The following is a 12211-nucleotide window of genomic DNA, read 5'->3' on the forward strand; positions in this document are numbered from 1 at the left end:
GGTGTAAGCTGTATTCGAAATCAAGCGAAAGAGATTTTGCTGGTTTCGTAAGGAGACAAAGTAAAGTGAAAAGTGCTGTCGAAAGACGTATGGAAATCGTTAGCCTGGTTAACCGTGATGGTAAAGCTCGTGTTGAGGATCTTGCTGCACAATTTAATGTCTCTAGTGTCACCATTCGCAGTGACCTTAGTTTTCTGGAAAAAAATGGCTATGTGGTTCGTTCACACGGTGCGGCAATTCCGAATTCTGGGGTAATAGCAGAGCTGACTGTTCATGAGAAACGCCGTCAAAATGCCGGTATTAAGTCTCTTATTGGTCAGGCGGCAGCGAAACTGATTGAAAGTGGTGACACGGTTATTCTGGATTCGGGTACTACAACGCGAGAAATCGCGTCTAGTTTGAAAGCACTAGATGATGTAGTGGTAATGACCAACGGTCTAGATGTAGCAATGGAGTTGGCATCAGCACCTGGAATTGAGGTTTTGATGTCTGGCGGTGTACTTCGTAAAGGTGCACTTTCTTTTTCTGGCTCGCAAGCAGAAAGCAGCTTAAAAAATTACCGATTTGATAAGGTATTTTTAGGTGTAGACGGTTTTGATTTGCGAGCAGGTATCACCACACACAGCGAACAAGAGGCAAGCCTCAATCGCTTGATGTGTGAAATTTCTGAACAGGTTATTGCAGTTGTCGATTCTACCAAGTTTGGTAAACGTAGCTGTCACATGATTCGAGAGTTTGGAAATATTGATATCTTGGTAACAGATTCTGATATTCCTGAAGACTATTTACAGGGTCTTCGTGAAATGAAAGTTGACGTTATTATTGTTGAAAAAGGAAATTAATCGCTAGCTCCATTGCCACATCTTAGATGTTGACTATGGAGTTAGTAAATGAACACCCTTCTAAATCTCGTTCAGCGCCATAAAGCAGGCGATAAAAATGGCATTTATTCTGTCTGCTCTGCTCATCCGCTAGTTATTGAAGCGGCGCTTACTCAGGCGTTGAGCGATGATTCTTTATTATTAATTGAAGCTACCTCCAACCAAGTAGATCAATTTGGTGGTTATACAGGTATGACACCTGTTGATTTTCGTAATTTTGTTTTAGAACAAGCGGAAGCGCTTCACTTTCCAACAGAAAACCTCATTCTTGGTGGCGATCACCTTGGTCCTAACCGTTGGCAGCATCTTGTTGCTGAAGAAGCAATGAACAATGCAGATGTTTTGATTACTGCATACGTTGCGGCAGGTTTTAAGAAAATTCACCTCGATTGCAGTATGTCTTGTTTAGGGGATCCAATCCCATTATCCGATGCGATTGTCGCAGAGCGTGCTGCCCGTTTAGCTAATATTGCTGAAAATACGGCGATTAATGTCTTTGGTGCCAGCGATCTGGTTTACGTTATTGGTACCGAAGTGCCTGTACCTGGTGGTGCCGCGGAAGAATTGGCTGAGCTTGAAGTAACGTCAGCCGAGGCTGCAAACGAAACAATTCGTAGCCACAAAGAAGCATTTGAAAAAGTCGGTGTTTCCAGTTGCTGGTCTCGGGTTATAGGCCTTGTCGTACAACCTGGAGTTGAATTTGATCACACAGGTGTTATCGATTATTGCTCAGAAAAAGCCCAAGCATTAAGTAACGTGGTTAATCATCACGATCACCTTATTTTTGAAGCACACTCAACCGACTATCAAACCGATAAAGCGTATAAAGCGCTGGTTGATGATCATTTTGCCATTTTGAAAGTCGGCCCTGCACTTACCTTTGCTATGCGTGAAGCACTCTTCAATCTGTGTGATATCGAAGCTGAAATAGTGCCTAAAGCACACTGCTCAAACCTGAAAGAACAGATAGAGAAGCAAATGTGTGACGCTCCTGAATATTGGAATAAATATTATCAGGGCAATGAATCACAGCAGCGTTTTGCTCGCTGTTATAGCTTTAGTGACCGTATTCGCTACTACTGGCCAGATCAAAATATCCATGCAGCACAAGGTAAGTTGTTCGACAACCTTACGCGTACCGGTATTCCCCTTCCATTATTGAGCCAATATCTTCCCGAGCAATTTCATGCTGTGCGTGAAGGACAAATAAGCGCAGATCCAAAAACATTGGTTCTTGAAAAAATTCGTCAGGTACTTCGCAGTTACGCGAAGGCATGCAAACTAAATAAAGATTAAGAGGTAGTACATGAACCAATATCTTGGTTATTCCGAGCTTGAACTTGAACGGCTTAATGCATTCTGGACGGCAAAAGAGATTGAGCAGCAGCCATCTTGCTGGCGTAAAACACATGCCATTATTCAAGAGTGCCTACCTGCAATTAATGCATTCATGAGCAACGCACTAGCGCAGCCTAATTTACGTATTGTATTGACTGGCGCGGGCACATCGGCTTTTGCGGGTAGTGCATTAGCACCAGCGTTATCAAAGAAAACAGGTTTACGAGTCGAAGCCATTGCTTCTACTGATTTAGTCTCAAATCCAGCCCAGTTTTTTGCGGAAGATCTACCAACGTTATTAGTGTCATTTGCTCGTTCAGGCAATAGCCCTGAAAGTGTAGCAGCAGTAGAACTGGCTAATCAGTGCCTTACAAATTGTTTTCACCTTGTACTGACGTGTAATGGAGAAGGGCAATTATATAAAAACGCTGTCAATGATAATAAATCGTTTGCATTGTTAATGCCTGAAGAAACAAATGACAAATCCTTTGCGATGACGTCAAGTTTTTCGTCAATGATGTTAGCCGCTTTTTCAGTTGTTACATCTGGTAACGATTACACGAAAGAAATCGAAAGATTTTGTAAGTGTTCTGAGGGGCTAGTCAAAGAAATTAATAATAATATCAGTAGTATTGCAGGAGATACTATTCAGCGCGTCATTTACTTAGGAAGTGGAGGTTTGCAGGGCTTGGCTCAGGAATCAGCATTAAAATTGCTTGAGTTAACTGCTGGTAAAGTTGTGGCATGTTTTGATTCTCCGCTAGGCTTCCGTCACGGACCTAAATCTATTGTTGATAATGAAACAATGATTGTCGTGTACATCTCTAATAACCCTTATACCCGCCAATATGACCTCGATCTTCTTAGTGAACTTCGACGTGATAATACCGCTAAAAAAGTGATTGCTATTACGGCTCAGCAGGATGAGTTAGTGACCAATGGTGATTACTATCTGGTACCAGATATGGATTCAGCAACGGATGTTGAATTGTTATTTCCCTATATGATTTTCGCCCAAACGTATGCGTTTCATCGCGCCATCGCGTTAGGCAATACACCTGATAACCCTTGTCCAACTGGTGAAGTAAACCGCGTTGTTCAAGGTGTGACTATTCATAAACTTAATAATTAGAAAATGATGAAAAGGTAGAACTCTTATGACAGCACCTAATATTGTTTGGACTCGTATTGATGAGCGTCTTTTACACGGTCAAATTCGTATTACTTGGGGTAAACACACCGAAGCAAACCTTATTTTAGTGGCTAATGATGATGCCGCAGAAGGGCCAAATGCCGCCTTTATGCAGGCAGGAATGAAAGCATCAGCCGGTGGTGAATATGCCGTACGCTTTTTTTCTATTCAGAAAACAATTGATGTGATCCATAAAGCATCGCCAAAACAGAATATTTTTGTTTTGTGCAACAACCCAACGGATGTTGCACGTCTTGTTGAAGGTGGGGTGCCAATTACCCACTGTAATGTCGGCAACATGCACTTCCACGAAGGTAAACGTCAGATAGCGAAAACGGTATCTGTTGATAGTAAAGATTTGGATGCATTTGAACGTATGGTTGAGCGCGGCGTGACGTGTACTGTACAGAACACACCGGATCAAAACCCGATTAATGTGCTTGATCTTGCAATGGATAACGCATAAAGCCAATCAGTAAATCATAGGTAAAGGAATAAATTATGTTTTTTGAAGCGATGCTTGTCGCGGTATGGGCGTTCTTCTGTGGTATCGATAAATACGATGTCGCATTGAACATCCACCGTCCGTTAATTACCGGACCAGTTGTTGGTCTGATCATGGGTGATATGCAAATCGGTTTGATTGCCGGTGCAACACTCGAACTTGCTTGGTTAGGCTTAGTGCCGAACGCTGGTGCTCAGCCACCTGATGTAACCTTGGGTACGATTGCTGCGGTTGCTTTTGCTGTGATGACAGGGCAAACAGCTGAAGTTGCAATGGGTGTTGGTATGCCTATCGCAGTACTGATGCAAATGCTTGTAATTGGCTTTTTCGCTGTTACGTCATTCACGATGGGCAAGGCAGATAAATACGCAGAGCAAGGTGATTCTGATGGTATTGACCGACTCCTGCTTTCAACACTTGGCTTACGAGCGCTTCTCTATTCTGTTGTGGCATTTATCACAGTGTACTTTGGCGAACACGCGGCAACGTGGATTGATGAAAATGCACCGAAAGTATTACTTGAGGGGCTAGGCATTGGCGCGAAGATGGTGCCAGCAATTGGTTTTGCAATGCTACTTAAAATCATGTGGTCGAAAGAAGTGGCGGGTGTGTTCTTCATTGGTTTCGTAATGACAACATACCTACAGTTGCCAATTATGGCAGTTGCAATTTTAGGTGCATCAGCGGCGGCATTGTACTTCTTCTTTAGCGGTAACGGTAATTCAAATAATCAAGATAAGGAATTCGAAGATGGCATCTGATATTACAGCTGGCACGCTAGCCGATAAAAACACCAAAACGTATGAAAATTTAGTTGATGATGTTGATGCATATGAAGATACAACAAAGCGCAAAGTAATCTCGAAGAAAGACCTGTGGATGTGTGCATTACGCGGTCTGTTTATGGAAGGTAACTTTAACTTTGAACGTATGCAGGCTGGTGGTTTTGCTTATTCCATTATTCCAGCACTGAAGAAAATTCACGGTGATAATAAGCGTGATTTTGCCAAGTCATTAAAAAACCATCTGCAGTTCTTTAATGCCAGCCCTAAATTGTTCACTTTCTTACTGGGTACAGCAGTAGCAATGGAAGAGAACAAAGAAAAACCTTCAACAGTGAATGTTATGAAGGTTGCAGGTATGGGACCAACAGGCGGGATCGGTGATGCCCTTGATCACATGACGCTAATGCCACTGACCTTAGCACTGGGTGCATCAATTGCACTTGAAGGGTCTATTGCGGGTCCGTTTGTTTTCTTCTTTCTGTATCAAGCAGCTCACTTCTTAGCCTACTTTGGCTTGATGTTCATGGGGTATAAAGCGGGTACCGCTGCCATGGTGAGCATGAGTGATACCACCGAGAAGCTGGCGAAAGCCGCCAATATCATGGGTATCTTTGTTATCGGAGCTTTGTCCGCCACCTTTATACGGGTTCAGACGACCGCATCGTTAGAGATGGGAGGGGCGACGGTTGAATTACAAACCGCCTTATTCGATAAGATCATGCCTAACATACTGCCCTTAGCCTTAGTGTTCTTTATGCTCAAAATGGTTAAAGGTACAGGGTTCTGGGCTAAGCCACCGGTTCTAATTTTCGCAACCTTGGCTGCAGGTGTTGTGGGCCACTTCTTGGGTATTCTTTAAGTAATCACATTTCGATATATCAGGGGGGAGTTATTCCCCCCATATCAAGGATTTTTAGATGATTGGTATTGTTGTTTCAGGTCATATTCATTTCGCATCTGGTATGCAGTCAGCCGTTAAGGCGATTGCGGGCGAACAAAAGCAAATGGAATTCATTGATTTTGTGGAATCTATGTCGACGGATGAATTGGAAGCCAAACTTCGCCAGGCTGCATTGTTGGCTGATTCTGGTGACGGTGTACTGTTTTTGACTGATATTCCAGGGGGATCGCCGTGTAATCGCGCACTGGCGATCATGATGGATATGCCAAATATCGAACTAATTGCAGGGGCAAACTTACCAATGATTGCCAATGCAGCATTCGAACGCGAAGACGTTAGCTTACAAGAGTTAGTTGAGACACTGTTGGAAATTGGTGCTTCTTGTATGCAAGACATGCGTAAAGAATTAGAAGCGGTGATGGAATCAGAACCAGTTGCTGAATGTGAAGACGGACTATAAATATGCGTTATGCCTTACTTGCAGATCGAGTATTTACACCTGAAGGAATCGTGACGGATACGGCAGTTGTAATTGCTAACGGCAAGATCGAAGCAGTTACTGCCGCTATACCGACAGACTGTGATGTGATCCGTCTTGAAGGTCAATCATTGTTACCGGGCTTTATCGATATCCATATTCATGGTCGCCAAGGGGCTGATGTGATGGATGCGACTGATGAAGCATTGCAAAACATTGCCAATGCCTTACCGCAAACGGGTGTTGTCGGTTGGGTTGGTACTACGGTAACAGCGCCTTGGAACGATATCTTAAACGCGTTAACAGGTGTACGTACTTTTATCGAGAAGAAACAAACCCATGGCGCAGAGCTGTTGGGAAGCTTTTTAGAGGGACCGTATTTTACAGAACCACATCGAGGTTCTCATCCCCCTGCTTTTTTGAAGTCACCAACGATTGAAGAGTTAGAACAATTAAAAGAAGCAGCATCAGATTCATTGATTCGTGCTGCAGTAGCCCCCGAGACTAAAGGTGCGATGGAAGCCATTAGCTGGCTCACTGAACATCAAATTAAAGTATCGGTTGCTCATACAGATGCAACATTCGATCAAGTAACGGAAGCCCACCGTCGTGGTGCTGATTGCGGTGTGCACTTGTTTAATGGTATGCGCGGGCTTCACCACCGAGAGCCCGGTTGTTGTGGTGCTGTTTTATACCACGACATGCTAGCGGAACTCATTGCCGATGGTATTCATGTGAATCCCGTCATGATGCAGCTTGCTTACCGAATGAAAGGGTATCAGGGGATTGCATTGATTACTGATTGCATGCGAGCAGGTGGATTAAGCGATGGTGAATATCAGCTTGGTGCACAAACAATCACAGTGGCTAATGGTGAAGCTCGTAGCCCATGCGGTTCGTTAGCAGGAAGTACCTGCAGCTTGGATCAGGCATTGCGTAACATGGTGTTTGAAAGCCACGTACCTGAATGGGAAGCGGTGCAAATGGCATCGTTTGTTCCTGCTAATTATCTGGGACTTGCTCATCGCCTTGGCAGTATCGCTAAAGGAATGGAAGCCAGTCTTACTGTTATGAATGAAGCATTACAAGTGCAAGGCACATTGATTAACGGTGAATGGGCATACCACACCGAGTAATAAAATAATCGTTGTCTTGTCTTGAAAATTAAATTGATAGAGGTTTTAAAATGGAAATTCGTCAACCAATTCATAGTGAGCATGCGAAGCAACTTGATACAGCTGGTTTGCGTGAACAGTTTCTGATTGGAGATATGTTTCAGGCAGGTCAAATCAACCTGACTTACAGCCACATCGATCGGATTATTGTTGGTGGTGCAGTGCCTACAACCGAAGCGCTGATGCTTGAAGGTGGTAAGGAGATTGGTGTTGATTACTTCCTTGAGCGCCGTGAACTAGGTGCAATTAATATCGGTGAACCAGGTTTAGTTACCGTTGATGGCGAAACGTTTGAGATTGGTACCCGTGAAGCGATTTACGTTGGTAAGGGAACGAAAGAAGTTAAGTTTGAAAGCGTTTCAGCAGAAAAGCCAGCACGTTTCTATGTAAATAGTGCTCCTGCTCATATGACTTACCCAACACGTAAAATCACACGTGAAGATGCATCTCCAGAAACACTTGGCAGCCAAGAAAATTGTAACGTACGTACTATTAATAAGTACTTACACCCAGCCGTGTTGCCAACCTGCCAGTTACTAATGGGTCTGACCGAGCTAGCACCAGGTAGCCTATGGAATACCATGCCTTGTCATACTCATGAGCGCCGTATGGAAGTGTATCTCTACTTCAATATGAAAGATGACAATATCGTTTTTCATTATATGGGTGAACCGCAGGAAACCCGTCATATCGTTATGCGAAATGAGCAAGCAGTGATCAGCCCAAGTTGGTCAATTCATTCTGGTGTTGGTACTGCCGCATATACCTTTATCTGGAGTATGGTCGGTGAAAACCAGACGTTCCATGATATGGACCATGTTGCGATGAGTGACCTTAAATAATCCCCACCTTATTTATTACTAGCGGTATGGCTACGTTGCCTATTCATCTTGCATTACTGAACGTGTCGTGCCGCATTAAAAAGTTATCAGGAATTTTAAAATGAATATATTTGATCTATCAGGAAAAGTTGCCATCGTAACTGGCTGTAATACAGGGCTTGGCCAGGGTATGGCGTTAGGGTTGGCAAAAGCAGGCGCAAATATTGTGGGTATTGGGCACCAACCAGCACCGGAAACTCAGGCACAGATTGAAGCGATGGGTCGTAAATTTCACTACATTACTGCCAACCTAATGGCACAAGATAAACTAGAAGCGATTATTGCTGAGGCGGTAGAAGTAATGGGCCAAGTCGATATTCTGATCAACAACGCAGGTATTATCCGCCGTGAAGATATCCTTGAATTCTCTGAAGAAAACTGGGATGACGTTATTAACATCAACCAGAAAACATTATTTTTCTTGTCTCAATCGGTTGCTAAGCAGTTTGTAAAACAAGGCAACGGCGGCAAGATTATTAATATCGCGTCAATGCTATCTTTCCAAGGTGGTATCCGTGTTCCTTCTTACACAGCAAGTAAATCTGCAGTTATGGGGCTGACCCGAGCACTTGCCACGGAATTGGCAGAGCATAATATTAACGTTAATGCGATTGCACCGGGCTATATGGCAACCGACAACACAGAAGCGCTGCGTGCCGATGAAGCGCGTAATGCTGCAATTCTTGAGCGTATACCTGCTAACCGTTGGGGTTTACCTTCAGATCTTGAAGGTCCAGCAGTATTTTTAGCTTCATCGGCAAGTGATTACATTAATGGTTATACGATTGCCGTTGATGGTGGTTGGTTAGCACGCTAAGGAGAACACAATGGCATTAGGTACGAAGCAAGACATTCTCGATACCATGAAGCGAGTGTATCGTTATCAAGCGGCTAACCAAACTCGCAGTGTGATCCGTCGAAGCGGCAAAACCCGTTTCATTAAAGATACCGACTGGGAGCGAGGTGTATTTTGGTCTTGTGCGTCTGCGGCATGGTTGGCAACCGATGATAGTGAATATCTTGAAGGTGTAATGAACTATGCCTTGCATACAGGTTTCCGAGCGGGACCCAATGCTCGCTTTGCAGATGATCATATCTGCTGTCAGGCATACCTTGATGTATATCCTGTAGTGGATCAGCCAGAGGCACTAGAGCCAACGATTAAAGCGCTGGATATTATGATCGATAGCCCCGAATTAGGGCGTAAAGATTGGTGGTGGTGTGATTCACTATTTATGGCACCGCCTGCATTTGCCGCACTGTCAAAGCAAACTGGTGATGCGAAATATCTAGAGTATATGAATACCGCGTACTGGGATTCAGTCGATCACTTGCTTGATCCTGAAACCGGTTTGTTTTACCGCGATTACCGTTATATCCCAGACTGTTCAGGTAGTGAACTTCGTGAAACTAACGGCAACAAAGTATTTTGGAGCCGTGGTATTGGTTGGGTACTAGCATCGGTTCCGCGCTTGATGGCACGTATGCCCGAGGATTATTCCGAGCGTAGCCGTTACCTTGAACTGTTTAATAATCTGGCTAGTGAAGTGATTCAGTATCAGCAAGAAGATGGTTTTTGGCGTACCAGCTTACTTGATCCTGAAAGTTTCCCTGCCTCAGAAAGCAGCGCAACTTCGTTATTCTGTTATGGCTTAGCATGGGGAATTAATAACGGTCAGCTTGATCGTGACATTTATTTACCTGTTGTTGAAAAAGCTTGGCAAGCATTACAAGGCTGTATTCACGACAACGGCATGATTGGCTGGGTACAGTTACCCGCCTTTAATCCTCGCGATGTAAAGTTTGAACATAATATCGATTATGGCGCAGGGGCATTTATGCTGGCCGCAACTGAAGTCGCTCATTTAGTAAAATAAGGTGGCTAGTACATAACGTGAAAAAATTAAAAGCTGATTTTATTTCGATAAGGTCAGCTTTTTTATTCTAAAGAGTACGGTATCCATGTCAGAACAACACATTTATCTGATTGCGCAACTATTTGGTTTTTTTAGTTTTGCGATTGGCTTGTTTGCCTTTTATCAGAAGCAAGATACCAAGCTGAAATTATGGATGGCGGGGTTGTGCCTAGTAAATACGCTTCACTTCTTATTGCTGAATTCTTTTTCTTCTGCTTTTTGTGCCATGGTGTCAATAATTCGTAACTTGATCACTATTAAAGTCCGCTCCAGACGGGTGATGATGGTTTTTATGTTATTTAGCATTACAGGATTTTTCTCGATACAACGCTCGAGTGAAGCTCTTGGCGTTATGGGAATGTGTGTAGGTACCTACTCACTGTTTATGCTCGACGGAATAAAACTTCGATTGGGTTTGTTGACAGGCTCATTGCTATGGCTCGGAAATAATATCGCTTTGGGTTCGATAGGCGGTTCGTTGCTTGAAGCCTGTAGTGCGAGCATGAATGCTGTGACGCTATATCGACTATATAGTGATAAAAAAGCACTCGTGGTCGATACGGATTTGGTTAAGTAGTTTTGATTAACAATGTTAGTTTGGGAAGAAAAAGCCACCTAGACAGGTGGCTTGATAATAATAAATGCACAGCGAAAGCTTGGGGAAAACGTTAATTATCTTATGTTGTTAGTCGGCTTGCTGTGGTGAATTGGTAGATGCAGGCTGCTTTTGAGCAAATTTATTTACCCATAGTGAGATAGCACCGTCACCTGTGATGTTACATGCAGTACCAAAGCTGTCTTGTGCCATATATAGGGCAATCATCAGGGCCAACTCAGCTTCCCCAAAGCCAAGCATAGAAGCCATTAGCCCTAGTGCCGCCATCACGCCGCCGCCCGGAGCTCCTGGTGCTGCAATCATGGTTATGCCTAGCATCATGATAAAAGGCAGCATCTCAACCAAGGATGGCAGGGCAATATGCTGACTTAGCGCTATCACTGCCGTGGAGCAGGTAACCAGTGTAATTGTGGACCCTGACAGATGAATAGTGGCGCACAGCGGGATGGTGAAATTGGCAATAGACTCATCAACGCCATTGTTTCTAGTTTGACGCAAGGTAACAGGAATAGTGGCAGCTGAAGACATGGTGCCAATGGCTGTAAAATACGCCGGCAGCATGTTTTTGATTAGTTTTATCGGTGATAAGCCCAACGCTAAGCCTGTTATTGTATATTGAATTGTGATCCAAACCCAATGCATAAAGACGGCCAGCGCAAGGACGACACCAAAGGTTTTTAAAGTCGTAAATACAGTGCCTTCTGCTGCCATTTCGGCAAAGATGCCGGAGATATAGAACGGGAGCAGCGGAATAATAACTTTTGATAACAGCAGGTCAATGATACTGCGGCCGTCATCGGCAATCTCTTTGAGCCGGATACTGTTAGTAATACTGATCCCCACCCCAAATAAGAAGGCGGTTGCTAGTGCGGTCATTACCCCAAACATTGGCGGGATTTCCAAACTAATAAAGCTGGTCAGTTTAGCGCCTGCATCGGTTGTAGTTTGATCTGGTGCTGGTAAGCCTGTTATCACTGAGCTGGCGACTATAAACGCCAGACTGCCAGCAATGACGGTTGAGCCATAAGAAAGCGCAACAGTTTTACCTAATAGGCTACCTGAGTTTTTCGGCAAACTGGCAATGCCACTGGTGATGTAGAAAAGAATAATTAAGGGGATGGTAAAGCCAATCAATTGGCCACCGAGCGATTTTACTGTCAGCAGTATGCGGATAACTGCATCGGGGGCAAAAAAACCGAGTAAAATACCTGCCATGATACCGGCAATTAATTTCAATATTAATTTCATTAAGTTATTTCCTGATGTGTGTTTGATAACGGTTAAGCCAGTAAATTATAATTTCTCATTGATATGCACTTATTGGCATTTTATTCTTAGAGTATGGGTTTTCTGGAGTATTATTTTAACCGTTGGTACTATTTAGCATTTTTATGCATTATTGTCATTTTTTTTGAAAGTTTACTAAAAGATTTTATCTTGCAGACATTCATGAAAAGCATGGAGAAGTAAAGTATTACCTTGATGTAAGTAGAAGCTTGGCTTTGTACGATAAGGGAAGTATATAACTCTCGGTAAATAAAAA

The 12211-nt window shown here is 43.5% G+C and carries 13 protein-coding genes; 12 read left to right on the plus strand and 1 reads right to left on the minus strand.

Translation table 11 applies throughout. The features are described 5' to 3' along the window. The first annotated feature begins 65 nt into the window (after positions 1–65). The 12 genes from agaR (at position 66) to C9J47_RS01915 (ending at position 10629) form a co-directional block, all read left to right on the plus strand. Positions 66–842 (plus strand): transcriptional repressor AgaR, encoded by a 777-nt coding sequence (gene agaR, locus C9J47_RS01860; protein WP_011220237.1) that lies wholly within the window; start codon positions 66–68, stop codon positions 840–842. A 48-nt stretch (positions 843–890) separates the two neighbouring features. Next, a complete protein-coding gene (kbaZ, locus tag C9J47_RS01865) occupies positions 891–2177 on the plus strand; it encodes a tagatose-bisphosphate aldolase subunit KbaZ (RefSeq protein ID WP_107251977.1) in 1287 nt (428 codons plus the stop codon). 10 nt (positions 2178–2187) lie between these two features. After that, on the plus strand, positions 2188–3351 hold the full coding sequence (locus C9J47_RS01870) for an AgaS family sugar isomerase (RefSeq protein ID WP_107251978.1): 1164 nt from the start codon (positions 2188–2190) through the stop codon (positions 3349–3351). Between the two features lie 25 nt (positions 3352–3376). Next, positions 3377–3877, plus strand: a complete 501-nt coding sequence (gene agaV, locus C9J47_RS01875) for a PTS N-acetylgalactosamine transporter subunit IIB (RefSeq protein WP_107251979.1) — start codon at positions 3377–3379, stop codon at positions 3875–3877. 35 nt (positions 3878–3912) lie between these two features. Then, positions 3913–4677, plus strand: a complete 765-nt coding sequence (agaW, locus tag C9J47_RS01880; protein ID WP_107251980.1) for a PTS N-acetylgalactosamine transporter subunit IIC — start codon at positions 3913–3915, stop codon at positions 4675–4677. Further along, positions 4667–5560, plus strand: a complete 894-nt coding sequence (locus C9J47_RS01885; RefSeq protein WP_107251981.1) for a PTS system mannose/fructose/sorbose family transporter subunit IID — start codon at positions 4667–4669, stop codon at positions 5558–5560. Before agaW ends, C9J47_RS01885 begins: the two co-directional genes overlap by 11 nt. A gap of 58 nt (positions 5561–5618) precedes the next feature. Further along, the gene (gene agaF / locus C9J47_RS01890; protein ID WP_107251982.1) at positions 5619–6062 is read left to right on the plus strand and encodes a PTS galactosamine/N-acetylgalactosamine transporter subunit IIA; all 444 of its coding nucleotides are present in this window, start codon (positions 5619–5621) and stop codon (positions 6060–6062) included. Between the two features lie 2 nt (positions 6063–6064). Next, positions 6065–7216, plus strand: a complete 1152-nt coding sequence (gene nagA / locus C9J47_RS01895; RefSeq protein WP_107251983.1) for an N-acetylglucosamine-6-phosphate deacetylase — start codon at positions 6065–6067, stop codon at positions 7214–7216. A 50-nt stretch (positions 7217–7266) separates the two neighbouring features. Continuing rightward, positions 7267–8097, plus strand: a complete 831-nt coding sequence (kduI, locus tag C9J47_RS01900) for a 5-dehydro-4-deoxy-D-glucuronate isomerase (protein WP_107251984.1) — start codon at positions 7267–7269, stop codon at positions 8095–8097. Positions 8098–8197: 100 nt separating this feature from the next. Next, on the plus strand, positions 8198–8953 hold the full coding sequence (kduD, locus tag C9J47_RS01905) for a 2-dehydro-3-deoxy-D-gluconate 5-dehydrogenase KduD (RefSeq protein ID WP_107251985.1): 756 nt from the start codon (positions 8198–8200) through the stop codon (positions 8951–8953). A 10-nt stretch (positions 8954–8963) separates the two neighbouring features. Next, positions 8964–10013, plus strand: a complete 1050-nt coding sequence (locus tag C9J47_RS01910; protein ID WP_107251986.1) for a glycoside hydrolase family 88/105 protein — start codon at positions 8964–8966, stop codon at positions 10011–10013. A gap of 85 nt (positions 10014–10098) precedes the next feature. After that, on the plus strand, positions 10099–10629 hold the full coding sequence (locus C9J47_RS01915; protein ID WP_107251987.1) for a YgjV family protein: 531 nt from the start codon (positions 10099–10101) through the stop codon (positions 10627–10629). A gap of 108 nt (positions 10630–10737) precedes the next feature. On the opposite strand, the gene C9J47_RS01920 is transcribed toward C9J47_RS01915, so the two are convergent. After that, positions 10738–11916: a dicarboxylate/amino acid:cation symporter gene (locus C9J47_RS01920; protein ID WP_107251988.1), complete on the minus strand. Its 1179-nt coding sequence runs from the start codon at positions 11914–11916 to the stop codon at positions 10738–10740. Positions 11917–12211 lie beyond the last annotated feature (295 nt).

Source organism: Photobacterium indicum (genome assembly GCF_003026215.1).
GTDB classification, from domain to species: domain Bacteria; phylum Pseudomonadota; class Gammaproteobacteria; order Enterobacterales; family Vibrionaceae; genus Photobacterium; species Photobacterium indicum.

Excerpts from the sequence above, each read along its gene's own strand:
- kbaZ (WP_107251977.1), top strand. The coding sequence starts at position 891 with ATGAACACCCTTCTAAATCTCGTTCAGCGCCATAAAGCAGGCGATAAA.
- C9J47_RS01870 (WP_107251978.1), top strand. The coding sequence starts at position 2,188 with ATGAACCAATATCTTGGTTATTCCGAGCTTGAACTTGAACGGCTTAAT.
- agaV (WP_107251979.1), top strand. The coding sequence starts at position 3,377 with ATGACAGCACCTAATATTGTTTGGACTCGTATTGATGAGCGTCTTTTA.
- agaW (WP_107251980.1), top strand. The coding sequence starts at position 3,913 with ATGTTTTTTGAAGCGATGCTTGTCGCGGTATGGGCGTTCTTCTGTGGT.
- C9J47_RS01885 (WP_107251981.1), top strand. The coding sequence starts at position 4,667 with ATGGCATCTGATATTACAGCTGGCACGCTAGCCGATAAAAACACCAAA.
- agaF (WP_107251982.1), top strand. The coding sequence starts at position 5,619 with ATGATTGGTATTGTTGTTTCAGGTCATATTCATTTCGCATCTGGTATG.
- nagA (WP_107251983.1), top strand. The coding sequence starts at position 6,065 with ATGCGTTATGCCTTACTTGCAGATCGAGTATTTACACCTGAAGGAATC.
- kduI (WP_107251984.1), top strand. The coding sequence starts at position 7,267 with ATGGAAATTCGTCAACCAATTCATAGTGAGCATGCGAAGCAACTTGAT.
- kduD (WP_107251985.1), top strand. The coding sequence starts at position 8,198 with ATGAATATATTTGATCTATCAGGAAAAGTTGCCATCGTAACTGGCTGT.
- C9J47_RS01910 (WP_107251986.1), top strand. The coding sequence starts at position 8,964 with ATGGCATTAGGTACGAAGCAAGACATTCTCGATACCATGAAGCGAGTG.
- C9J47_RS01915 (WP_107251987.1), top strand. The coding sequence starts at position 10,099 with ATGTCAGAACAACACATTTATCTGATTGCGCAACTATTTGGTTTTTTT.
- C9J47_RS01920 (WP_107251988.1), bottom strand. The coding sequence starts at position 11,916 with ATGAAATTAATATTGAAATTAATTGCCGGTATCATGGCAGGTATTTTA.